Source organism: Nocardia sp. JW2 (assembly GCF_051843015.1).
Lineage (GTDB): Bacteria > Actinomycetota > Actinomycetes > Mycobacteriales > Mycobacteriaceae > Nocardia > Nocardia coubleae.
This window is the reverse complement of the sequence record NZ_JBPXLK010000012.1, coordinates 179,288-202,100: the sequence shown is the minus strand read 5'-3', so window position 1 is coordinate 202,100 and position 22,813 is coordinate 179,288. Positions and strand designations below refer to the sequence as shown.

Annotated in this window: 24 protein-coding genes; 8 read left to right on the top strand and 16 right to left on the bottom strand. The window is 67.4% G+C overall.

Features of this window, described 5'->3' with window-relative positions; translation table 11 throughout:
- The first annotated feature begins 16 nt into the window (after window positions 1–16).
- Window positions 17–859 (top strand): SDR family oxidoreductase, encoded by an 843-nt coding sequence (locus tag ACSVDM_RS18920; protein WP_067494435.1) that lies wholly within the window; start codon window positions 17–19, stop codon window positions 857–859.
- A 28-nt stretch (window positions 860–887) separates the two neighbouring features.
- Here the strand turns inward: ACSVDM_RS18920 and ACSVDM_RS18915 are convergent, their stop codons facing one another.
- The 4 genes from ACSVDM_RS18915 to ACSVDM_RS18900 all read right to left on the bottom strand — a co-directional run bounded on the left by ACSVDM_RS18915 (window position 888) and on the right by ACSVDM_RS18900 (window position 5,872).
- Window positions 888–2,783, bottom strand: a complete 1,896-nt coding sequence (locus tag ACSVDM_RS18915) for an alkyl/aryl-sulfatase (RefSeq protein WP_439266663.1) — start codon at window positions 2,781–2,783, stop codon at window positions 888–890.
- A 118-nt stretch (window positions 2,784–2,901) separates the two neighbouring features.
- On the bottom strand, window positions 2,902–3,513 hold the full coding sequence (locus ACSVDM_RS18910; protein WP_439266661.1) for a DUF4203 domain-containing protein: 612 nt from the start codon (window positions 3,511–3,513) through the stop codon (window positions 2,902–2,904).
- Window positions 3,510–5,201, bottom strand: coding sequence for a SulP family inorganic anion transporter (locus ACSVDM_RS18905; RefSeq protein WP_439266660.1), 1,692 nt, complete (start codon window positions 5,199–5,201; stop codon window positions 3,510–3,512). Before ACSVDM_RS18905 ends, ACSVDM_RS18910 begins: the two co-directional genes overlap by 4 nt.
- A 5-nt stretch (window positions 5,202–5,206) precedes the next feature.
- Window positions 5,207–5,872, bottom strand: a complete 666-nt coding sequence (locus ACSVDM_RS18900; RefSeq protein WP_439266658.1) for a GAP family protein — start codon at window positions 5,870–5,872, stop codon at window positions 5,207–5,209.
- 122 nt (window positions 5,873–5,994) lie between these two features.
- Between ACSVDM_RS18900 and ACSVDM_RS18895 the strand changes: the two genes are divergently transcribed.
- Both ACSVDM_RS18895 and ACSVDM_RS18890 read left to right on the top strand, forming a co-directional pair.
- Complete coding sequence (locus ACSVDM_RS18895) at window positions 5,995–6,423, top strand: DUF6325 family protein (RefSeq protein ID WP_439266656.1); 429 nt, start codon at window positions 5,995–5,997, stop codon at window positions 6,421–6,423.
- A gap of 13 nt (window positions 6,424–6,436) precedes the next feature.
- On the top strand, window positions 6,437–6,772 hold the full coding sequence (locus ACSVDM_RS18890) for an SHOCT domain-containing protein (protein WP_439266654.1): 336 nt from the start codon (window positions 6,437–6,439) through the stop codon (window positions 6,770–6,772).
- A gap of 61 nt (window positions 6,773–6,833) precedes the next feature.
- Here ACSVDM_RS18890 and ACSVDM_RS18885 read toward each other — a convergent pair whose 3' ends face one another.
- Together ACSVDM_RS18885 and ACSVDM_RS18880 are read right to left on the bottom strand one after the other, a co-directional pair.
- Window positions 6,834–7,208: an SHOCT domain-containing protein gene (locus tag ACSVDM_RS18885; protein WP_181698314.1), complete on the bottom strand. Its 375-nt coding sequence runs from the start codon at window positions 7,206–7,208 to the stop codon at window positions 6,834–6,836.
- 72 nt (window positions 7,209–7,280) lie between these two features.
- Window positions 7,281–8,252, bottom strand: a complete 972-nt coding sequence (locus ACSVDM_RS18880) for a DUF389 domain-containing protein (RefSeq protein ID WP_439266651.1) — start codon at window positions 8,250–8,252, stop codon at window positions 7,281–7,283.
- 148 nt (window positions 8,253–8,400) lie between these two features.
- Here ACSVDM_RS18880 and ACSVDM_RS18875 point away from each other — a divergent pair, with 148 nt between their 5' ends.
- Entirely contained in the window at window positions 8,401–9,504 is a 1,104-nt protein-coding gene (locus ACSVDM_RS18875) for an AI-2E family transporter (protein WP_439266649.1), read from the top strand.
- 6 nt (window positions 9,505–9,510) lie between these two features.
- On the opposite strand, the gene ACSVDM_RS18870 is transcribed toward ACSVDM_RS18875, so the two are convergent.
- Window positions 9,511–10,587 carry a protein kinase family protein gene (locus ACSVDM_RS18870; protein WP_439266647.1) on the bottom strand — a complete coding sequence of 359 codons (1,077 nt, stop codon included), beginning with the start codon at window positions 10,585–10,587 and terminating at the stop codon, window positions 9,511–9,513.
- Between the two features lie 174 nt (window positions 10,588–10,761).
- On the opposite strand from ACSVDM_RS18870, the gene ACSVDM_RS18865 reads away from it, so the two are divergent.
- The gene (locus tag ACSVDM_RS18865) at window positions 10,762–12,990 is read left to right on the top strand and encodes an ATP-binding protein (RefSeq protein WP_439266645.1); all 2,229 of its coding nucleotides are present in this window, start codon (window positions 10,762–10,764) and stop codon (window positions 12,988–12,990) included.
- Between the two features lie 121 nt (window positions 12,991–13,111).
- Complete coding sequence (locus ACSVDM_RS18860) at window positions 13,112–13,906, top strand: IclR family transcriptional regulator (protein WP_439266642.1); 795 nt, start codon at window positions 13,112–13,114, stop codon at window positions 13,904–13,906.
- Between the two features lie 60 nt (window positions 13,907–13,966).
- Here the strand turns inward: ACSVDM_RS18860 and ACSVDM_RS18855 are convergent, their stop codons facing one another.
- The 4 genes from ACSVDM_RS18855 to ACSVDM_RS18840 form a co-directional block, all read right to left on the bottom strand.
- Window positions 13,967–14,869, bottom strand: a complete 903-nt coding sequence (locus ACSVDM_RS18855) for a tyrosine-protein phosphatase (protein ID WP_439266640.1) — start codon at window positions 14,867–14,869, stop codon at window positions 13,967–13,969.
- A gap of 122 nt (window positions 14,870–14,991) precedes the next feature.
- A complete protein-coding gene (locus ACSVDM_RS18850) occupies window positions 14,992–15,798 on the bottom strand; it encodes a hypothetical protein (RefSeq protein WP_439266638.1) in 807 nt (268 codons plus the stop codon).
- A 41-nt stretch (window positions 15,799–15,839) separates the two neighbouring features.
- Window positions 15,840–16,784: an SPFH domain-containing protein gene (locus ACSVDM_RS18845; RefSeq protein ID WP_439266635.1), complete on the bottom strand. Its 945-nt coding sequence runs from the start codon at window positions 16,782–16,784 to the stop codon at window positions 15,840–15,842.
- A gap of 110 nt (window positions 16,785–16,894) precedes the next feature.
- Window positions 16,895–17,290: a hypothetical protein gene (locus ACSVDM_RS18840; protein ID WP_439266633.1), complete on the bottom strand. Its 396-nt coding sequence runs from the start codon at window positions 17,288–17,290 to the stop codon at window positions 16,895–16,897.
- A gap of 207 nt (window positions 17,291–17,497) precedes the next feature.
- Between ACSVDM_RS18840 and ACSVDM_RS18835 the strand changes: the two genes are divergently transcribed.
- Window positions 17,498–17,890, top strand: coding sequence for a DUF4345 domain-containing protein (locus tag ACSVDM_RS18835; RefSeq protein WP_439266631.1), 393 nt, complete (start codon window positions 17,498–17,500; stop codon window positions 17,888–17,890).
- 52 nt (window positions 17,891–17,942) lie between these two features.
- On the opposite strand, the gene ACSVDM_RS18830 is transcribed toward ACSVDM_RS18835, so the two are convergent.
- Complete coding sequence (locus ACSVDM_RS18830; protein WP_439266629.1) at window positions 17,943–19,094, bottom strand: serine hydrolase domain-containing protein; 1,152 nt, start codon at window positions 19,092–19,094, stop codon at window positions 17,943–17,945.
- 295 nt (window positions 19,095–19,389) lie between these two features.
- Here ACSVDM_RS18830 and ACSVDM_RS18825 point away from each other — a divergent pair, with 295 nt between their 5' ends.
- The gene (locus tag ACSVDM_RS18825; RefSeq protein WP_439266627.1) at window positions 19,390–19,740 is read left to right on the top strand and encodes an HNH endonuclease; all 351 of its coding nucleotides are present in this window, start codon (window positions 19,390–19,392) and stop codon (window positions 19,738–19,740) included.
- A gap of 17 nt (window positions 19,741–19,757) precedes the next feature.
- Here ACSVDM_RS18825 and ACSVDM_RS18820 read toward each other — a convergent pair whose 3' ends face one another.
- The 4 genes from ACSVDM_RS18820 to ACSVDM_RS18805 all read right to left on the bottom strand — a co-directional run bounded on the left by ACSVDM_RS18820 (window position 19,758) and on the right by ACSVDM_RS18805 (window position 22,736).
- Window positions 19,758–21,227 carry a phospholipase D-like domain-containing protein gene (locus ACSVDM_RS18820; protein ID WP_439266625.1) on the bottom strand — a complete coding sequence of 490 codons (1,470 nt, stop codon included), beginning with the start codon at window positions 21,225–21,227 and terminating at the stop codon, window positions 19,758–19,760.
- A 75-nt stretch (window positions 21,228–21,302) separates the two neighbouring features.
- Window positions 21,303–21,518: a hypothetical protein gene (locus ACSVDM_RS18815; protein WP_067639715.1), complete on the bottom strand. Its 216-nt coding sequence runs from the start codon at window positions 21,516–21,518 to the stop codon at window positions 21,303–21,305.
- Between the two features lie 27 nt (window positions 21,519–21,545).
- A complete protein-coding gene (locus ACSVDM_RS18810) occupies window positions 21,546–21,944 on the bottom strand; it encodes an EGFR-like transmembrane domain-containing protein (RefSeq protein WP_439266623.1) in 399 nt (132 codons plus the stop codon).
- A 105-nt stretch (window positions 21,945–22,049) separates the two neighbouring features.
- Window positions 22,050–22,736: an esterase/lipase family protein gene (locus ACSVDM_RS18805; RefSeq protein WP_439266621.1), complete on the bottom strand. Its 687-nt coding sequence runs from the start codon at window positions 22,734–22,736 to the stop codon at window positions 22,050–22,052.
- Window positions 22,737–22,813: the final 77 nt, after the last annotated feature.

Here is a 22,813-nt window from a genome sequence, read left to right as displayed (position 1 = left end):
TGTAATGTCGCCGGGCATGACGACATCTACCTCACCGCTGGCCGGACGCACGATGATCATGTCGGGCGGCAGCCGCGGCATCGGGCTGGCCATCGCGCTCGCCGCCGCACGTCAGGGCGCCAATATCGCGCTGCTGGCCAAGACCGACGTTCCCGATCCACGGCTGCCCGGCACCATCCACACGGCGGCCGCCGAGATCGAGGCCGCGGGTGGGCAGGCGCTGGCGGTGGTCGGCGACGTCCGCGACGAGGCATCGGTCACCGAGGCCGTGCGCCGGACCGTCGAACGGTTCGGTGGCATCGACTACTGCGTCAACAACGCGTCGGCCATCGCGCTCGCCCCGACCGAGGAGTTGCCCGTCAAACGGTTCGATCTCATGCAGCAGATCCAGTTGCGCGGTACCTATCTGCTCACCAGCACCTGCTTGCCGCACCTGCGCCGCAGCGACAACGCCCACATCCTGAGCCTGTCGCCTCCGCTGAACCTCGCACCCGCCTGGCTGGGTGCCCACCCCGCCTACATGGTGGCCAAGTACGGCATGTCTCTGTTGACGCTCGGCTGGGCCGCCGAGTACGCCGAGCACGGCGTCGCCGCCAACTGCCTGTGGCCCGAGACGCTCATCGCCACCGCCGCGGTACAGAACCTGCTCGGTGGCGACGAGGCGACCGCGAAGGCCCGCACCCCGCAGATCGTGGCCGACGCCGCGATCGCGATCCTCGAGAAGGACGCCCGCACGGTCACCGGCAACACCTTCCTCGACGTGGAAGTCCTGCGAGCCGAAGGCCGGACCGACTTCTCCGCCTACGGCGGCAGCGACGATCTCGAATACGACATCTTCGTCGACCCGCCCCAGGCCTGAACCAGTCGAGGCGCGGCTCCGGGTCGAATCAGGGTGTGACGATGGCGAAATCGGGGTCCGGTTCGTCGAGATAGCCGACGAGTTCGGCCAGTTTGCCCGCGTCGCCGTCGACCGTGACCCGGCCCGCTTCGATCATCGCGCCGAGGTCGCCGCCGGCGAGCAAGGCCGCGCGCAGGTCGGCGGCGCTGAGGGCGAAGGTGGCGTCGGCGGGCGCGACCTCCCCGTCGACATCGAAATGGACCAGCAGGCCGTTGCGCAACTGGGTGCGGTGCACGATCCCGGTATCGGTCACGCGCCAGTCGATGACGATCCGGGCCGACCATGCCCGCGGCCCGTCGATGCGCAGGGAGATCGCGTCGAAAACCTGCTCGACGGTCAGCTGATCCAGGATGTCCGGTGCCGCCGCGACCGTCGGCGTGCCGATGGAGCCGTTGCGCAATTCGTAGGCGCCCATGAGGTAGAAGTTGCGCCAGGTGCCGTTCTCGGCGCCGTAGCCCAGTTGTTCGAGGGTGTCGGCCTGCAGGGCCTTGGCCTCGGCATTGTCCGGGTCGGCGAAGATCACATAGTTGAGCACCTGGGCGACCCAGCGGAAGTCGCCTTCGGCGAAGGACTTTCGTGCCTTGGCGATCACTTCCTCGGCACCGCCCATGAAGTCCACGTGCCGCACGGCGGCGTCGGCGGTGCTGTGCTGCCACAGGTTGGCCGGGTTCCCGTCGAACCAGCCCATGTAGCGCTGATAGACGGCTTTGACGTTGTGGCTGACCGAACCGTAATACCCGTGGGTCGACCAGCTGTCCGTCAGCGCGGGTGGCATGGGGAAGTTCTCGGCGATCTCGGTTCCGGTGGCGCCCTTGTTGATCCAGCGCAGCGTCTGATCGTGCAGGTAACCGTAGAGATCACGTTGGATCGACAGGTACTCGGTGAGGCGCTCGGTGCCCCAGGTCGGCCAGTGGTGCGAGGCGAACACCACATCGGTCCTCGCGGCATAGCGGTTGATCGCCTCGGTGAGGTACTTCGACCACACGTGCGGGTCGCGAACGAGCGCTCCGCGCAGGGTGAGCAGATTGTGCAGGGTGTGAGTGGAGTTCTCGGCCATACACAGTGCGCGGCGGGCGGGGAAGTAGAAGTTCATCTCCGAGGGCGCCTCGGTGCCGGGAGTCATCTGGAATTCGATGGCCACGCCGTCGACCGTGACGGCTTGTCCGGTGTGGTCGATCGACATGGTCGGGGTGATCAGACTCGGCCGACCGATCGAGGTGGTCGGTCCCAACCCCGCGCCGACGGCGCCCATCGGCCCGCGCGGCAGTGCCGCGCCGTACATGTAGGCCGCGCGCCGGGCCATGGCGGTGCCCGCGTAGACGTTCTCCTCGACGGCGTGCTCGGTGAAGCCGGCCGGTGCGATGATCGTGCACCGGCCCGCGTCGACATCCTCCTGCGTGGTCACCCCTTTCACGCCGCCGAAGTGGTCGATATGGGAGTGCGAGTAGATCACCGCGACCACCGGGCGATCACCGCGATGTTCGCGATACAGCGCCAGCCCGGCGGCCGCGGTCTCCACCGAGATCAGCGGGTCGACGACGATCACGCCGCTCTCGCCCTCGATCATGGTCATGTTCGACAGGTCGAGTCCGCGGATCTGGTAGATCCCCTCGGTGACCTCGTACAACCCTTGCATCACAGTCAGTTTCGACTGCCGCCACAGGCTCGGGTTCACCGTCGGGGGGCAGTCGTCGTCGAGGAAGGAGAAGGAATCGCAGTCCCACACCACGTCGCCGTCGGCAGTTCGGATCAGCGGCGGGGTGAGCGCGGCGATGAACCCGCGGTCGGAGTCCGCGAAATCCTGGGTGTCGCCGAACGGCATCGTGCGCAGCACCTCGGCATTGCCTGCCTCGACGGCTGCGGAAGCTTCCTGCGGACTGGTCATCGAATCCCTTTCCACTGTTGCTCGGTCCTGCGGCCACCCGTCCCGGGTGGCCTGCTCCTGCAGCATCACATCGGCGGCGACGGTTGCGCCTCACCCGCTCCGGGTGAAATTCCCGGGCTCACCGGCTCGGCCATTTCCCGCCGACATTGCGCGACGGCGGTTCGTCGGCATCGGGTTCGATGCCGAGTCGTTCCGCGAACAGGTGGCGCTGGGTGAGCCAGCCGAGTACCGAGAGTGCGACCCATGACAGCGTGGCCGCCATCTGCTGCCAGCCGGGTTCGGGATCGCGCAGGAACTCGAGGTCGCCCATGCGGCCGAGGCCCGACAGGATCATGCTCGCGCCGCCGATCGAGGTCAGCCACAGCAGGGCGCGGGCCCGGAACTTGTCGGCCAGGAAGGCACCGGCCACACAGACCGCGGCGGCGACGATCATGCTCAGTGCCCAGTTCTTGTCGCCCGGTTGCAGCACCGTGGCGAGTTTGGTGCCGATCATCGCGCCGGTGAGGCCGCCGATGAAATAGGCCGCGAAGCGGAAGATCAGCGAGGTCACCACCCAGGTCGACACTGCGCCGATCAGCGCGATCAGCAGCAGCCACCAGAACGACGCGTTGCACAGGTCGGCGATCAGCCAGCCGAGGCCGAACCCGATGGCGAGGATGCCCAGGTGCACCGAGCGGACCCCGTAGAAGCACAGCAGGGCACCGACCAGCGCGACGATCATGCCGTTCATGGGTGTTCCTTTCCGGAATCGGGTAGGTCGGCGGCGGCCTCGGTGACCGTCGGATACACCTGGATGGGGGTCGCGCCGACCACGGCGGAACCGAGTTCGGCCCCGAACTGCGCCACCGAGCGGGCGATACGGAAGTCGATGCGCTTGCGGGCCAGTTCTTTCCGCAGGTCGAGCAGCATGTCGGCGGCGGTGACGTCCAGGGAGGGCGAGGTTTCGGCGTCGAGGACCACCAGCCGGGTCGACTCGGTGCACAGTGCCTCGATGTGTTCGCGCACGAAGTCGGCGTTGGCGAAGAACAGACCGGATTCGACGCGCACCACCAGCAGGTCGGGCCGGGTCGGCAGGTCCGCATGTCTGGCCTTGTCCACCCAGAGCGAGCCGCTCTTGCCCAGTTCGGCGACGTGCGGATGGGAGGCGCGGTAGACCAGCAGCAGCACCGCGACACCGATCCCGATCAGCAGTCCGGGCAACGTGTCGAACAGCAGCACGCCGAGCAGGGCGGCCATGGCGGCGACGAAATCGGCGCGGGCAGCGTGCCCGTAGATGCCGCCGAGCAGGCCGGTCCACACCCCGTAGAGCCTGCGCAGGGCGGCGAAGTCGACGAGTTCGATCACCGCCGCGATCACCACCGCCGCGAGGGTCGCCTCCGGCAGCTTCTCGAACAGGCCGGTGAGAAACAGCAGTGTGAGGATGGTCAGCGCGGCCACCACCAGGCCGCTGAGCTGTGTTTTCGCTCCGGCGCCACCGTTGACGGCGGTCTTGGACAGGCTGCCGTTGACCACCATGCCCGAACTCAGCCCCGAGCCGATATTGGCGGCACCGAGCCCGAGCAGCTCCCGGTCGGGGTCGACCTGGTAACCGGACTTGGCCGCATAGGTTTTGGCGGCGCCGAGGCCTTCGGCGAAGCCGATCAGCACCACGCCGACAGCGGGACCGAGCAGCTCGAGATAGTCACCGAGACCGAGCCCGCCGGGCAGGCCGAGACGGGGGAGACCCGCGTCGATGTGGCCGACGATCGCGACGCCCTTGTCGTCGAGACCGAGCAGGTGCACCGCGGCGATGCCGAGTACCACGGCGAGCAGGGCGCCGGGCACCATCGGCAGCCAGCGCCGCAGCGCGAGTACAAGGACCAGGCTCAGGGCGCCGACAAGTGTTGTGCGCCAGTCGATCTCACCGAGATTGCGCAGGACGCCCCAGGCTTGTTCGAAGAAGTTGCCCTCGTGCTTGTGCAGCCCGAGGAGCTTGGGTACCTGGCCGATGATGATCACGAGGGCCAGCCCGACGATGAAGCCCTTCAGAACGGGTCCGGAGATGAAGCTCGCGATGAATCCCAGCCGGATCAGCCCGGCCAGCAGGCCGACGATGCCGGTGCAGATGGCCAGGGCCGCGGTCAAGGCGAGATAGCGGCCGCCGTCGGCGCCGGCCGTCGGGGTGACGATCGCCGCCGACAGCGCCGCGGTCGCCGACATCGGGCCGACCACCAGGTGGCGCGAACTGCCCGCCAGCGCGTAGAGCACCAGGGCGGGTACCGCCGCGTACAGCCCGACCACCGGCGGCACTCCGGCGATGGAGGCGTAGGCCAGCGCCTCGGGCACCAGCACCGCCCACACCGTGAGCCCGGCGATCACATCGGGACGCACCCAGTCGCCGCGATAATCACGCAGGGATGTGAACACCGGTACCGACATCGACTTCACCCCGGCAATCCGCCCAGCCCTTTACCGAGGACCACCGCACCCATGACCAGCAGCACGATGGCCATGACGGCGTGATTGTTGTCCTGCAACCACACCCGGAGCCGGTCCAGCGCCGGGCCGAGCCGCTCGGCCGCCACGAGGTAGCCGAGCACCACGGTCAGCACCGTGGCCGACGCGAGCACCGTGAACACCACGATCGCGCCGACCGCGCCGCCGGTGCCAAGGCCTGCCGCCCCGATCGCGACACCCGCCGACACACACAGCAGCAGGTTCTTCGGGTTGACCCCGGACAGCAGCGCCCCGAACCCGGTCGCCTTCACCGGGGTGAGGGTGTCGATCGCGCGCATCCAGCCGGGCACCTCGGTCTGCGAGCGCGCCTGCCACTGTTTCACCGCCAACCCCACGAGCAGCACCCCGAGGACGATCTTGATCCACGCCGCCGCCGCGCCTGGTTCGCTGTCGTCGGACCCGCCCAGGTTGCCGGCGAACAGCGTCACCAGCCCGGTCACCACCAGAATGCCGAGTACCCACCCGGTGGCGAACCCGATCGCCGCGCCTCTTCCCCGCGCCGACAGAATCATGAGAATCGTCGCCACGATCGGTATCGGCGACAACGCGACACCGACAGCGAGCGGAAGCAGATCTCCGATGACCGGACCCATAGCGCGACCGTAAACGCACAGGTGGGCGCCCCACCTCACACGAGACGGATGAGATCGCCCCGTACACAGGTCACCCGAATCGGGTGATGCGTCCGATGGCCGTTCACACGCAGTATTCGCCTATGGCTCCCACACCAACTCTTGGCCCGGTCGAATTCGTGGTGTTGACCTTTCCCGGTTCGAGCGTCGACAAATCTGTCATCGAGGAAGTGCGCCGGGTGGTCGACGCGGACATGGTCACCCTGCTCGACCTGATCGTGCTGACCATGGATCGGACCGGCGCCGTCACCGAACGCGAAATCGACGACGACGTCGACGAGGTCGGGATCACCGGTCTCACCGCGGCCGACATCGACCTCGTCAGCGACGCCGACCTGGACGTGGTTCGTGCCTCCATGGAACCCGGCACCACCGCGGTGGTGCTGGTGTTCGAGGAGACGTGGGCCGCGAAACTGGCCGCGGCGGTGCGCGCGGCCGACGGTGAGGTCGCCCTGCACATCCAGGTGCCCCGTGACTCCGTCGATGCCGCTGTCGCCGCGGCCCGTATCTAGAAAGGACATCGAGATGCCACTTCGGATGGGCCGGGTAGGCAGGCCGGGCCTGCTGGGCGCGGTCGCCAGGACAGCTGTGATCGCGGGCACCGCGACCGCGACGTCCAATGCGGTCGACAATCGGGCGCGCAGGCGCAATGCCGAACAACAGGCGTACGCCGATCAGCAGATGACCGCCCAGCAGCCGGCCTACGCACCTCCTCCGCCGCCTCCGCCCCCGTCGGCACGTGCCCCGCAGCCGGGTGGTGTCGACGTGGTCGCCGAACTGACCAAGCTCAGTGAACTCCACCAGGCCGGTGCGCTGTCGGACGCCGAGTTCGCTTCCGCCAAGACGAAATTGCTGGGCTGAACAGACGGAACATCGATGGCCACCGGTCGCGACCGGTGGCCATCGATGTGGACGGGGGAAGTCAGGCGAGGGCTTTCGCCTTGAGCTGCTGGAATTCGCCCTCGGTAATAGCACCCGAGTCCAACAGTTTCTTGGCGTCCGCGATCTGGGCGGCCGAACTGGTGCCCGCGGTTTCCCGGATGTAACTATCGGTCGCGGCTTTGGCCTGCTGCTCGGCTTCGGCGGTGCGTTCGCCCATTCCGTCGCCGCGCACGATCAAATACACGAGCCCGGTGATCAGCGGGAAGAGGAACAGGCACAGCACCCAGATCGCCTTCACCCAGCCCGAGGTTTTCCGGTCCCGGAAGAGATCGGTGAGGATGACGAAGATCAGCAGCAGATAGGCGATGAACGCGAAACTTACGACAATGGCCCAGATGACGTCCCAGAAATCCATTGTTGATCCCTCACTTTCGTGCTGAGCGCCCACCGGTCGGTGAACACGTCGGGTGGTGCGGCGACGTCGGTGTCACCGTGGTCGCACCCGGCCCCCGACGTTGTGCACGACCACGACGTCGGGGTGCCAGGGCACGAGATCGTCGACCCGGCGCTGCAATTCGGCCAGGTCGGGCAGCTGTTGCGGACCGAGGACGGTGATGGTGGCGGTGTTGCTGTGCAGTGTCACGTCCACCACCTGGGCGCTGGGCTGCTCACGCAGCCAGTCGCGGGCGACGTCGGAGATCTGCCCGGCCCACAGCGTCGACAGCGAATTGATCACCATCGGCACCGCCACCAGGATCAGCGCCGCGCCGAGCACCAGGTAGGCGCGCCCGCGCCCACCGGTCGGCGCCTCGGCGTCGCGCCCGTATCCGGCCAGCAGCAGGACCGTGGTGGTGGTGATGATCATGGCCAGCATGTTGGAGGCGAACAGCACGAACGCACCGAGTGCCAGGGCGGGCGCCTGCGAGCCCAGGCACACCCCGACCACGCCCAGCGGCGGCACCAGCGAAATCGCGATGGCGACACCGGGCAGCACGTCACCCACATCACGGCGAGTGATCGCCACCGCCGCGACGAGACCGGTGGCCAGCGCTGCGGTCAGATCCATCAGTTTGGGTGAGGTCCGCCCGACGACCTGCGCGTTGGACAGCACATTCACCGGATTCGGTAGCAGCTGCGCGAACAGGAAACCGAGCACGACCACCACCGCGATACCGGCGACCACCAGCAGCAGGCTGCGGCCCACCAGCGCGGCGCGCCCGGTCGCCACACCGAGAGCGACCCCGAGAATCGGGATCGACAGCGGGGCGACGATCATCGCGCCGATCACGGTGGCCGTGGAATCGCCGACCACACCGGAGATCGCGATCACCGCCGAGAGCACGAGCATGATCCAGAACGCCGAGCGCTTCGCCGCGACCGAGCCCACCGACAGGTCGAGTTTGTCGGTCAGTTCGTCGAGGGTGCGGCGCTGATCGGTGGGGACGAGAAAGCCGAGCATCGCGATCCTTTCGCCATGTCCGGCCAAGCGTAGAAAGCGGCGGCGTCCACGAAATCACCCGTAATGGATGAATTTCGCACCGACCGCGCGGCGAATTCACCCCGAACGGGTGATCCGGAGGCAGTGCGCACGGGATTAGCGTCGTCGCATGCACACCACGGACACGGTCCGGCAGTTTCCCGGTGCGGGTGGGTGGTCCATTCCCCGCGGTCTCGTCGTGCTGTTGTCGATCGCCGCGGTCATCATCTGCGTCACGGGATTGAAAGCCTTCGCCGGTGTGGTCGGTCCGACATTTCTGGCCCTGATGCTCACCATCGCCGTGCAGCCGATCCAGACCAGGGTGCAGCAGCGCGGTGGTCCGGCCTGGCTCGGCATGCTGCTCGCCTTCGGTGCGGTGTTGCTCATTCTGGTGGGTTTCGGTGGGGCGCTCGCGCTTTCGGTCGCGCAATTGGCTTCGCGGCTACCGCAGTACACCGGCAGCCTCGACGAGCTGCTCGACACCGTTCGTGGCCGGCTCGACGCCGCCGGCTTGAGTCACGACCAGATCCAGAAGGCTGTGCAGGGCATCGACCTCGGCAAACTCGTCGGGTTGCTCGACAACCTGCTCGGCGGCGTGGTCGGGGTGTTCTCGAATCTGTTCTTCGTGGCCGCGCTGTTGCTGTTCATGGCAGTCGACGGGATGAGCATGCGGCCGAGGATGGCCGTGGTCGCGGTCGAACGGCCCGCCGTCGCCCAGGCACTCGGCAGTTTCGCGGCGGGCACCCGCAAATATCTGGTCGTCTCGACGGTGTTCGGTGCGATCGTGGCGGTGATCGACGGCGGTGCACTGTGGTTGCTCGGAGTGCCGTTACCGCTGCTGTGGGCGCTGCTGTCGTTCATCACCAACTACATCCCGAACATCGGCTTCGTCATCGGCGTGATCCCACCCGCGCTGCTGGCTCTGCTCGACAGCGGACCGGTTCTGATGGTGTGGGTGATCGTGGTCTACAGCGTGATCAATTTCGTCATCCAGTCGATCATCCAGCCCAAATTCGTCGGCGACGCCGTAGGACTCGGCGTCACCATCACCTTCCTGTCCCTGGTGTTCTGGGCCTGGGTACTCGGCGGCCTCGGCGCCATCCTCGCCATCCCCCTCACCCTCCTGGTGAAAGCCCTCCTACTCGACATCGACCCCTCCACCCGCTGGGCCGACGTCCTGATCGGCGGCCCGCTCCCGAAGAAAAGGAACAGCGCTGCCGACACATCCACCTGAATGCGCTCATCCGCCGCACAGTCGTCTGATCTCCTCGTCCGGATACGGCGTGCGCCGAGTCGTCTGCTGGAACGCGCGCATGAACGCCGACATCGTGGCGGCGACCGGTGCGTGCCGGGTGATGATTGCGGCGGCCCCGTCCGGAATTCCTGTCGCGGGTTCGCCGTCGGCGATGTCGCGCACCATCGTGAGGCGCTTGTCCCGGTCTTCCCGGCGGAGGCCGTACAGCGCGGTGAGCAGCCAGTTCACCAGGTAGGTCGGGGTGAAACCGCGGTCGTAGCTCTGGTTCCGGGCGAAGAACGCGGCTTCGTGCGGTGAGAGGTCGAAGCCGGAGGCGAGCGCGAGACCGTAGTCGGCGAAGTAGAGGCGTCGACCGTCGGTCAGGATGTTGTGGAAGTGCGCGTCGAGGTGCAGCAGTCCACGGCTGTTCATGAACGCGGTGCCATCGGCCAGTTCCCGTTCCACCATGGCGCAGGCCTGATCGGTGGCGTCCGCGCCTGTCTTGATCCGGGCGTCGAGCCACTCATGCAGGGTGTGCGGGATGTACTCCAGGAACAGCGCGATGCTCGCCGAAGAGTCCCGGACAGCCTCGATCCGTCGACGCACCTGCGGCCGGTCGTCCCAGTAGGCGACGACGCGATCGATGTCGGCGAGCTCGTCCGGCAGCGGGGTGGTATCGGGCAGCACCCGCCAGTGATACATCAACGGGAAGCCCTCGTGTTCGGCGGCCAGCACCCAGTTCGTCGTCATGATGTGCACGGCGAGCTCGCGCCAGGCCCCGAACCCCGCCCCACCGATGAGGCCGACGCCGTAGTGGTAGAACTGCGGCAGCTCGAACAGATTCGCCGTTGACCTAACGTGCTCCGGCTCCCGTTCCAGGTCGGTGAGTGGCACCCGCTTCACGAAAACCGGTGTCCCGGCAACCTCGAGCAGCGCCGACTTCCCGCCGATCCCGGTGCCGACCGGCGTGGCCGCGTCGACGAGTTCGCGCAAGGCGTGGTCGCTGTGCAGGGCGAGGGCGGTGGCGACAGCACTGTGAGCGTCGAGGCGGGCCGGGCGCGACATGTCCGGGTGCTCATCCACTTGGTTGCCTGTGCTTCGCCCGGCTCGATGTGAGAAGTCCCCGCCCATCCCGCGAGCGTACCGATGACCTTCCGATCAGCGTCGCTGTCCGCCTGTGCGCTGGAACGCCGTGTGCGACAGTGGGGTGTGCGCAGGCGGGTGCCGGGGAATCTTCCGGCGGAGGTGACCAGCTTTGTGGGGCGCGACGATGATGTCGCCGCGGCCAGGAAGCTGCTCGGGGGGACACGGTTGCTCACGTTGACCGGAGTGGGTGGGGTCGGCAAGACGCGGTTGAGCAGGCGGGTGGGGGAGGTGGCTCGGCGGGCGTTTCCCGACGGGGTGTGGCTGGTGGAGCTGGCGCATGTGAACGATCCGGGTCTTGTCGCGTCGACCGTGGCACGCGAGCTCGGATTACGTGACGACATCAGTGCGCCGCTCACCGCCCTCACCGAGCACCTGGCCGACGCCGATCTCCTGCTGATCCTGGACAACTGCGAGCACGTGATCGACGCGTGTGCCGCGCTCGCGGACCGGCTGATCCCGGCGACCACCGGCCTGCGGATCCTCGCGACCAGCCGCGAACCGCTCGGCGTCCCCGGCGAGCAGATTCTGCCCGTGGCCCCGCTGCCGGTGCCCGGCCCCGACCACGCCGATCTCGACAACCCGGCGACCCGCCTGCTGATCGACCGCGCAACCGCCGCGGACCCGAATTTCGCACGGCGCGAAGCCGATCCGGCGACACTGGTCGCGATCTGCCGCCGCCTCGACGGCATCCCGCTCGCCCTCGAGTTGGCGGCGCTGCGGATGCGGATGTTCACGCCCGAGCAGGTCCTTGCCCGCCTCGACGACGCGATGGGGCTGCTCACCACCGGGCCGCGCGCCGCACCCGAACGCCAGCAGACGCTGGCCTCGGCGATTCGCTGGAGCTACGACCTGTGTACACCGGACGAGCAAAGGCTGTGGGAGCAGCTGTCGGTCTTCGCGGGCGGTGTCGACCTCGCCGCCGCCGAAGCGGTCTGTCACCTCGGTACACCGCAGACCCTGCTCGACGCGCTCACCGGGCTGGTCGACAAGTCCGTGCTGAGCTACGGTCCGGGCGTCGACGGCACGGGCCGGTACACGATGCTCGAGCCGCTGCGCCAGTTCGCCGGTGATCGTTTGCGGGCGCGCGGCGCCGAATACGCCGCCCGTATCGCCCATCGCGAGTACTACTACCGCCTCGCGCGCCGCGGCCGCGACGAGTACTGGAGCTCCGCGGACACCACCTGGTTCGGTGATGTCGCCCGAGAACACGCCAATCTGCGTGCCGCGCTGCAGTTCTGCCTCGACGATCCCGCCGGTTCCCGGCGCGCGCTCGAGATCGCGACCGAGCTGTGGCCGTTCTGGGAGCACTGCCACCTGCTGCTGGAGGGTTACCGCTGGCTGTCGGAGGCACTGGCGAAGAACGCCGAACACACCGTCGTCCGCGCGAGGGCGCTGGCCGCCTGCGCGGTGATCGCCGCCATGCGCGGCGAGTCCGAGAAGGCGGCGGAATTCGCCGAAGCCGGTGCCGCGATCGCTGCCGAAACCGGGTCGGCGCAGGTGCGTTCCGAGGCCGAGATGGCCAGAGCCGTCTTGGTTTTCGGTGCGGGCGATCCGCGTGGCGCACTCGACATCGCCCTGGCGGTGTCGGTCTGCGCGCGCGAGTGCACCCACCCGCGCGTAGAGATGGAGAGTCTGGCCTTCGCCGCTGTCTGCGCGCTGGCCCTGGACGACCCACACGCCGCCGCCCTCACCGCGCAACTCCTGGTCGTGACCAGCGAACACGGCTCCCACCTGCTCGGCGGACTCGCCCATTGGGCGGTCGGCACCCAGCGACAGCGCGACGGTGATCAGCCCGGCGCGGTCGCGGCTCTCCGCCGATCGATCGAATTGTTCCGGCTCTTCGACCGGTGTGCCTGGATCGCCACCAGCGTCGACGGCCTGGCCTGGGCGGCCGCCGCCGACGGCGACCTCGAGCGCGCGGCACGGTTGATGGGTGCGGCGACAGCCGTCCGCCGGGGCAGCTCGCAACGACTCGCGCACGCGATGACCCAGCTCATCGGCCGCCGAATCCGCGAACAGGTCGAGAACGCACTCGGCGCGCGGGAGTTCGCCGCCTGCTTCGACGCGGGCGCCGCGCTCACCGCCGAGGACGCCGTCGACTACGCGACAGGCAGCGAACCGTCGACGGTCACCGCCGTCGACACGGGACTGGAAGTGCTGACCCGAAGGGAGCGCGACGTGGCGATGTTGATCGCGCGCGGTTACGGCAACCGCCGGATCGCGCAGGAACTGGTGATCTCGGTCCGCACCGCCGAGAGCCACGTCGACCACATCCTCACCAAACTGGGCTTCACCTCCCGCACCCAGATCGCCGCCTGGGTGAGCCGACTCACCGCCTGATGTCGAGTTCTGGTGAGGCGATCTCCGTAGTCCGCGCGCACGACTTCCGTAGTTTCCGCGATTCCCGCGCGCCGCCGGACCGGCACAGTGATGCCCACAGCGAACAGCAGTGAGGTGAGGCATGACCGTCGACGAACGCGTCGCGCCACGGACAACGGCGCACACCGGCCACGCACCGGTCTCGATGATCGAGCGGATGACCCTGATCCTGGACAGCTTCGACGGACCCGTGCCGATGCGCACCCTGATCGACGTCGCCGAACGCACCGGTCTGCCTCGTTCGAGCGTGCACCGCATCATCGATCAGATGATCCGGCTGCGCTGGCTCGCGCACGCACCCGGCGGCTACCGGCTGGGCACCCGGGCACTGGAACTCGGTGGACTCGCCATCGAACACAACGAGATCCGCGACGCGATGGGACCACTGCTGCACGAATTGTGCCGAACCACCGGCATGGTCGCGCACCTCGGCGTGCTCGACGGACCCGAGGTGCTCATCATCGACAAGGTGGTCGGTCGCGGCGGTGTCGGTATCCAGACCCGCCTCGGCGGCCGCATCCCCGCGCACTGCACTGCCCTCGGCAAGGCACTGCTGGCCACCCTCCAAACGAGTGTCGTGGAAATGGCCTTCCCCCAGCATCTTTCGCGCCTCACCTCCCGCACCATCGCTTTCCGTGGCGAGCTGCACCGCGAACTGGACCGCGTGCGGAACCATCAGGGAGTCGCCCTCGATCGTGAGGAGTCGATCACCGGGATCGTGTGCGTCGGGGTTCCGATCAGGGTCGACAATGGGATGGCCGCGCTGTCGCTGTCCGGGCGGATCGGTGGGCAGCATCCGCCGGGCACTGCCAGGCTGGCCCGGATCCTGCTCGACGCCGCCGAAGCCGCGCGAGCGATCAGTCCCCGGCACGAATAGGTGGTGGGTCACGGCTCGTGCGGCCATGACCCACCACGCGGGTACGGTTCTCGATACCGGTCAGCCGACGAGGTTCTTCCGCAATTTCACCAGCGTCATCCCGTCGATACCGAGGCCGTCGGTGAGGAATTTGCCGAAGCTGCCGTAATCCTGCTCCAGTTTCCGCACTGCGGTGTCGAGATATTCGGTGCGGACTTCCTGCAGCGGGATGAGCAGATCGGGGTTCTGCATATAGCCTGCCTGTTTCACCTGCTCCCGCAGTTTCGCGTCCGCGGCGGCACGGAATTCGTTGGAGCGCAGATAATCCTGGCGGGCGGTCTGCTCGGGGACGCCGACCGCGCGCAACACCACATAGGTGAGGAACCCGGTCCGATCCTTACCGGACGTGCAGTGATAGAGCAGAGCACCGTCGGTGGCCGCGAGTTCACGAACGGTCGCACCGAACGCGGCACGCGAGGCGGCGGTGAGGAAACTGGCGTAGACACCGCTCATGATCCGTTCGGCCCCACCGTTACCTAATACTTCTTGCTGACGCTGTGGGTCCTTGGACTGGATGATCTGCATCATCTGGACGAACAATCCGGTGTCGTCGACGGGTCGGGCAACCAGGGGCACCCCGGCGGGCAACCGGTCGGCCCCCATGAATTGCACCTCCCCGGGTGTGCGGAGGTCGACCACGGATTTCAGATTGCGCCCGGCCAGGGTGGCCACATCGCCATCGGTCAGCTCGGGCAAGGCGTCGGCGCGAATCGCCTTGCCGGACTTGACAGTTGCCCCGTCATACGTGCGGTAGCCGCCGATGTCGCGGACATTGACCGCCCCCTGCAGGGAGATCTGCCCGCCCGAACTCGGAGCCGCCACAGCGGGTGCCGACGGCAATGCGGCGGTGCTCACGAGCGCGAGGGAGGCCAGCGCGGTGGTCATCAGGGAGACGATGATGCGTTTCGTGCGAATTGCTTTCACATCGAAAACGGTATTTATTTCCCCGCCTCCGCCAGGTTCCACAATCAATGGCCGGGATTGTGTCTTGACACGCAGCCTCTGATTCTTCCGCCTGCACGGTAGCGACGACCGACTGTCCTACTTCAACGCACCAGGCGCAGACTGGTGGTGGCGAGGCCGACGCTGAGCCGCTGGCCCCAGCCCAGGCGAAGTGCGTCGTGCTCGATGCCGTCACCGAAGGCCACCAGTCCGTCGGACTCCACGTCGATGTGCAGGCTGTCACCGGTGATCTCGCCCTCGGTGTGCGCGATCCCGGTGGCCGGTGACGGCCACGCCTCCCGGACGAACCAGACGAGTCTGCGCTCGGTGGGATGAGGAAGGGCGACAGGGCTTTTCCGTTCGCGGTGAGCCGACAGGCACCAGCCTGTCGCACCCGTACCGCTGCCAACGAGGATGCCCGACGATGCCTGGCGCTCGTCACGGAGGCGGTACCGGCTGGTCTGGTGGCTCGGATGGCCGATGTAGATCTCGTTGAGCGCGCGCAGCGTCGCGCCGTCGTCCGTTCTCGCCTCGACCATCGTGCGGTCCTCGGTGTTACCGGTGCTGTGCAGGAGTTCGGTCGCGTCGGCGGGGGAGTGCTCGGCGAGCACGCCGGGTTCCGGGCTGATGCCGATGACGGGCTGGCCGTCGAGGTACTTGGCCACGTTGGCGACCAACCCGTCCTGCCCGACGATCACCACGATGTCCTCGGGGCCGAACAGGAACCGCGACAGGTCTTCCCGCTCGACCGTGCCGCGCCGCCAGTCGAGCGGAATGGCCGCACTGACCTCGGCGATCGCCGCGCGGGTCCGCCGGTCGCGCTCCACCACCTCGTCGAGTGACCTGCCGCGCGAGTTCAGGAAGAACTCCACCTGCCCGCGCGTCCCGTGCCGCGCCAGCAGCTCGGACAACTCGGTTCGCCTGTGCACCAATACGATTCGCGGCGCCAGGCTCATCGGGTGAACCGTTGCAGGATCGGCGCGATCATGTCCGGCGTCAGGGTGAGGCTGCCGATCTCCGGCAGGTTGCCCGCGAGTTCCTTCGCCGCCAACGCGTACAGCGTCTCCCGCGGGACGTCCCGGTAGGCATCCAGGCGCGCCTTCTCGCCGGCCGCCTCGGCCTCGGCGAGCTTGCGGATCCCGTCGGCTTCGGCGTCGACGGCGATCCGGTCGGCTCTGGCCTGACTCTCGGCCTTCTCCAGCGCGTTCGCGCCGCGCTGGACCACCAGGAGCTCCTCCCGTTTCGCCAATTCGATCTGGTTCTGCAGTTCGTTCTCGCTGATCGCGCGCTCACGTTCGACGGCGAGCGCGCGCCGCTCGTAGGTCGCCCGGTCCGCTTCCTGCTGGACCTTCTCGCGGACCGTGGTCTGGAGCGCCTTCTCCATCTCCGCGTCGGGGCGGATCGCGACCACGCGGACGTCGATGATCTCCAGCCCGATGTGGGCCGCGGTCAGAGTGCCGGTGGCTTCCTTGACCTTTTCGACGCCGGTGCGGATGGCGGTCTCGAGATCGAGCGTGGCGAGGACCTCGAGGGCGTGTTGCTGGGTGTTCTCGGTGAGGGTGTTGGCGATCTGGCTCAGCGGGTCCTGGCGCCAGGTCCCCGTGTCGGGGTCGATCGAGAAGTCGATCCGGCTCGTCGTCGTCGCGGGATCGGTGCAGCGGTAGGTGACCGTCAGCTGGACCGTGACGTCCTGGTGGTCGTGCGTGCGGGCGTGGAAGAGCATCGGCAGCTCCCGGTCGTCCACCGGAACCTCACTGAGCACCGCCGTGCTCGGGCGGAACCAGAAGCTCAGCCCCGTGCCGTCGTGCAGGAGCTTGCCCTTGCGGACGTGTCTGACGTGCACTGTCGGGGCTCCCCGGAGGTGCCGAAGTCCCGGGTAGCTGCTGATGTCGGCCATTGCCTTCTCCTTTGTTATGGTCATAGTGACCATAACCGGACTGGCGGCAGCCGTCGAGGGCTGTGCGTGATCCGGGAATCTGCGCACAGCCCTTACGGTTCCGGCTGTCGTCAGGCGAGGGCGGCGGTGATCTTGGCGGCCATCGCGGTCACCGCGGGCGTGGGGTCCTTCTTGGTGTGGGTGGCGGCCTGGACGGCGACGAGGACGGTGTCGCGGAAGTTGTCGGCCTCGGCGGGGTCATGGGCGGCGAGCAGTTCCACCGCGGCCGTCAGGGCAGGCAGGACATGATCGGCGAACTCGGCGACAGTCTTGCCCGGCAGATGGATATCGCGCGACTTGGCCGAGAGCACATGCCCGACAAGCCCGGTCGCCGAGGTGAGCGCGGTGGTGCCCTGGGAGACGGCCTTGTGCGGCGCACCCGCGGCGGCAATGAGCGAAACAGCGCCGTAGGCGGCGGTGCGCAGGGTGGCCTTGTCCTGGTCGGTCAGAGAAGCGGTGGTGATCATGTCGTGTTCCTCGTTTCGCTTGTGGCCCCGCCCTTTTCGGCGGGCCCGCTTTCTTCGATGAACACACTCTGTCGGTCGTCACTGACACGAACCTGACGCCCTCCTGACACCTCCGCTGACATGGCCCGCCCGCGCGGATTGCCACGAGCATCGAAGACAGCGGCTACCGTGATCCTGTTCTGCAGTTGTCGAAGAAGGGGGATGGGGATGCGCGTATTTCAGGTATGGCTTCGTGTTTTCGGCGTTGCCGTCGTCGGTATCGCGTTGGCGCACTTGCTGTTCGGTCAGTCGACCTACATCGGTGGCGGCGAGGTCAATGCCACCATGGAGTCGGATCTGCGTTTCTACAGCGTGCTCTTCGCCGCGTACGGTGCGGCGTTCGTCTGGGCGGCGGCAGATATCGTCGGGCGCGCCAGGGTGATCGACGCGCTGGGGCTGTTGTTCTTTCTCGGTGGGCTGGCGCGGATCCTGGCCTGGGCCGTTGCCGGAGCGCCACACGGGTTCTACGTGCTGATGATTCCGGTCGAATTGCTGGTTCCGGTGGTGCACGCGGTTCTCGTGCGGCGTTTCGAACGTTCAGCGAGCCCGGTGTCCGCGTAGGTCTCGGCCGCGAGCGCCGCGCACGGCGGAAGATGTCGGGCTCGCGGCATCGTCACCGGGGCATCGTGGTCGGGCCGGTGGGCGCGATCGTTGCGCCGGTGTCGGGTGCGGCTGGGCTGTCCGGCACCGGTTCGTTGCCGTAGAAGACCGGCAGCATGGCTTTGGCCAGGACCAGGGCCGAGCCCTCGCCCGAGGGCACTGTCGCGAGGTTCGTGGCGACCACGATCGTGAGGTCCGAGGCCGGGTCGTGTCCCATGAAGGTCATGTATCCGGGGATCTGACCGTCGTGCCCGAACAGATGCTTGCCGAATCGGACGATGCCGAGTCCGTAGCCGGCGACGTCGGGAGCGGCGGGGTCGATGGGTTGGATGCTGTCCATCCGGATTCGCTGCTGCTGCTCGTCGAGCATGTCGCCCTCGACGAGTGCCCGCACGTACGTCGCCATATCGCCTGCCGTCGCGATCGCGGCACCGGCGGTCCACGTCCACGACGGGCTCGCGTCGGTGGCGTCGCCGGGTCGCAGCGTGCCCGCGAGTGCGGCGGCCTGCTCCCCGGGTGGCAGGGCGAACGTGTCGATGGTGGAGACATTGGTGCCGAACGCGTACCCCTGCGGGTGCGGGTCGGGGATCGAGTCGTCCGTCGCGGCGGGCATCGAGGTGTGTTTCAGGCCGAGCGGTTCGAAGATCCGCTGCTGGAAATTCTCGGCGGCCGACATCTGCGTGACCTTCTCGATGACGAGGCCGAGCAGGATCGTATTGGTATTGCTGTACTCGAATTTCTCCCCCGGCGCGAAATTCACCGGATGGGAGAAGGCGATCGCGAGCATTTCCTCGGGCGTCCACACCTTGTCCGGGTCACTGTCCAGTGTGGCATTGAATTCCGGGTCGAACGTGTAACTGTATAGCCCACTGCGCATTTCGGAGAGCTGTGCGATGGTGATCTGGTCGCCGTTCGGTACTCCCGGCCAGTATTTGCCGATCGGGTCATCGAGCGCGAGCTTGCCCTCCTGCACCAGTTGCAGGATGACCGTCGAGGTCATGGTCTTGGTGTTGCTGCCGATCCGGAAGTAGTCGTCCGCCGACAGGGGATCGTCGGCACCGATGACGCGGGTGCCGAACGTCTCGGTCCAATCGCCTTCCTTCGGCGATTTGACGACAACGACAGCTCCGGGAATGACGTTGTCCTTCATGAGCTGGGTGATCATCGGCCGGAGGGTGGCCGCGTACGCGGGTTCGGCCTGCGCACCGGCCGATGTGCCAGTGGTATCGCCGCCGGAATCCGACGACGTTCCACAGGCCGTGGCGATGAACAAACTCACGGTCGCGACAAACACTGCGAAACTCGTCCGGTGACCCATGATTCTCCGATCAGCGTGTGCTCAGGAGGGGTGTTTCGCGCTGTGCAACCCAACTCTGCTCCGTGTGAACCGAGGAAGCAATCAAGACCCGGTAACAGTGGAATAGCGCGCGACCAGCGTCGTAACGCGTATTCTCACCGTCGTGCCGACTGGCGGTAGCAAACAGGTTCGCGCGGCGCGTAAGCGCAAGAAGCGTATGGGGCTCGTCGCCCACGACCTCACCGACGCGCAGTGGGACGCGCTCAAGGAGTCCTGGGGCGGTTGCGCCTACTGCGGCGCTGCGGTCGCGTCGCCGCAGAAGGACTGTGTGCGGGCGATTTCACGCGGTGGGCGCTACACACTCGCCAATGTGGTACCCGCGTGTGCGTCGTGCAATGCCAGCAAATGCAATGCCGAGGTGACGGGCTGGCTGCGCCGCAAGAAGCTCGACGAACGGTCGTTCCTGGTACGCCACTACGAGATCTCGACCGACCTCACCGCCCGGTTCCCCTGAGTCGAACCGCCACGCGCTTATCGAGTCGGCCCCGGGCGGCGAACGCCTCTCGGAAAAAGACTGTCCCACAATCTCGCCGGGGTGCGTTCGGGGTCCATCAGTTCGCTTTCGGCCAGCGGGCTGTCCTCGTCGGCGACCGTTTCGGGGTCGAATCGGATCAGCGTCCGGCCTTCGCCGCGCAGCGCTTCGACGGTGCGGACGAGCGAGGACGTTTCGGCGACGGTGGCGTCGAACTTGGCCGGGTCGGTGTCGAGGTGTTCGCAGAGCAGGCGGCGGCGGATGCCGAGAATAGTTTCGCGCAGGACCTCGCAGTCGGGGGTGGCGGGCGTGACCTCGACGGCGAGGTCACACTCGGTGTCGAAACCCATCGACCGGTTGTTGAGGTTCGATGACCCGACGCGAAGCAGGCGGTCGTCCACCACCAGCACCTTGGCATGGACGTAGATGGGCGCACCGTCGGCGGTGACGGGGTAGTACACACCGAGCCGCTGCTCGGTGTCGGCTTTCCACAGCAGATGCAGCAGGCGTCGGCGGGCACCGTCCATGGCCAGTTGCTCGAGCCAGCCGTCGGCGTGCCGGGGGAGGACCAGCACGATCTCCGGCCCGCCCGGTTCGCGCAGGCGGGCGGCGATCGCCTCGGCGAGGGTGCGCGAAGCCAGGTACTGGCTCTCGATGTACAGCGAACTGGTCGCGCCCGCGATCGCCGCGAGATACAGCGCCTCGATCTCGCGGACCTCGGCGCGGTCGGCGAGTTCGGGAAGGGTCCGGGCGATCCCCACGTCCACGGACCGCATCGTCGGCTCCAGCCCCGCCGGCCACGGCGTTTCCCCGGCGAGCTCGTCGACCGGGGCCAGGTCCTGCCCGGTCGCCGCCTTCCACCTGGCTCTGGCCAGTTCGCCGATCGCCTTCGCGGCGGCGCCGTCCACCGCGGTGGTCGCGTCGTGCCACGGGCCGTAGCGGCGGCCGTTCGGTGCGGTTCGGTAGGCGTTGTCGTCGCGGTGGTCGCTGGTGTCCCAGCGGTCGACGGTCATGTCGATGCCGCCGCAGAACGCGAGCTGGTCATCGATCACGATGATCTTCTGATGATGCGCCGAGCCGATCGGATGCGCGCCGTCCATTTCGAAGTGCAGCCGCCGGTCGGTGAGCCAGTTGGCGACGAAGATCGGTGTCATCCCCCGGCCGATCGCGGCGAAGGCGCCGACATTCCACTTCAGCAGATAGATGTCGAGGTCCGGCCGTTGTTTCGGCAGCCACGACAGGAATTTGCCCAGCCGGTCCGGTCCGTCGAGGGTCTTCCCCTGCGGTTCGAACTTGATCCGGGTGTCGAAGTCCCAGCCGATCAGAACGATGCGTTTGCGCGCCCGCAACATCGCGGATTTGGCGTAGCGGAAGTAGTCGGCCGCGTCGATGATGCAGGCCAGGCGGTCGGCTCGGGCGATCTGCCAGCAGGTCTGGCCGGGGGTGAGGATGTGCGGCACGTCGTTCATCTGTGGTCAGCCCCCTCGTCCAGCACACGTTCGGCGCAAGTGAACGATACTTGCCGGACGCCGGGGGCCGACGCGTCAGGACCGCCGATCCCCGGCCAGGATCTCGTCGATCTCGTCGAGACGGGTTTGGATGAGCGCCTTCTCTTCCCGCGCCTCGACGTATTCCTCACCGTCGGCGGCACTTCCGACGTGCTGGACGCGTTCGATCGACTCGCTCAACTTCGCTCGTCTGTCGAGCAGTTCCGCGCGTTCTTCGCGTAGGCGGGTGGAATCGGCGTCGGCCGATGTCATGGCGACCTCCTCATGGGTTCGGCTCGGTCAGGTGTTCGGCGTCTGCTCGGGCTGGTCGTCCGCGGTCCGCGCCCGCTTACGGTCCGGGTCGAGCCGGTCCGCGCGTTCCCGTTCCTTGTCCAGCTCGGCTCGTGAATCCGCGGCGTCGCTGTGGTGCACCTGGGCCTGCTGAGCGAGCTGTTCGGCCTGCGCGGCCTTGGCGTCCGCTTCGGCCTGCACCGCGCGGCTCCTGGCGGCGAGCTCCTCCGCCCGCGCCTCCCGCTGCCCGACCTCGAGTTCCTGCCCCGCCACTCGTTCCCGGATTCCGGCCGCTTCGACCCGGTGGTGTTCACGACGCTTACGCAGCAGCGCCGCGACGACGCCGGCCAGCACGGCGAGTATCAGAACAGCGACGACGATCGTCACGATCCAACTGGTGGTGCTCATGGGTCTACTCCTCGCATCCCGCCCCTTTTGTCCTTACTGCACGGGACTACCCAGCCTGCGAAAGACAAACGACCGCCGGTGGCCTGGAAGGGGCGGGGCGGGCCACTACCTCACGAAATCACGTACTCCTTCGTACACCTGTGCCGAGGACAGCAGGGGGAGGTGGCCGAGGCAGGCCGTGCGGGTGTTGGTGGCGCCGTTGAGGATTGTGCTCTCATCCGGGTTGATGATCTCGTCGCACGGTGACCACCAGGTCCCGTAGTTCACCCGGCCCGGCGTTTCGTCGCCGCTGTTGAGGTCGGTGAGGAAGGCCGAACCGGCCCGCATCTCCACACAGGAGACGTCGTAACAACTGTTGCTGGTGTCCGTGCCGTGATTGGGTCCGCCGAGGGAGACCCAGTCGTCGACGAGGTCGAGGCCGCCCAGATTCCTGAGGTACCAGCGGCTGTTGAGGCCACCCATCGAGTGCGTGACGATGTCGACCTTCGCGGCGCCGGTTCGCGCCCGCAACGCGTCGGCTTGCGCATGCACCTGCACCGCGATGTCCTTGTTCGACTGGGTGCTGTCGTAGGTGAACCGTGCCAGCCGATCGGTGGAGTACCCGTCGTTCAGGAACCGTCCCCACATGTAGTCCCAGTTCGCGGCCGAACCCCGCCACCCGTGGACGAAGAGGATCGGATCTCGTGCGGGCGCGGCGGCGGCGGGTGGCGCTACCGCGCAGAACGCGGCGGCGGTCGTGACAACGGCGATCGCGGCCACCCGAAGGCGGTGCGACAGGGACAAGGCGAACATCAATCGACTCCGATCTGCTCGTTGAGCGGCGAGCAGACAGAAGGTAGCGCCGCGAGGCATTCACCTCGGGCAAATTC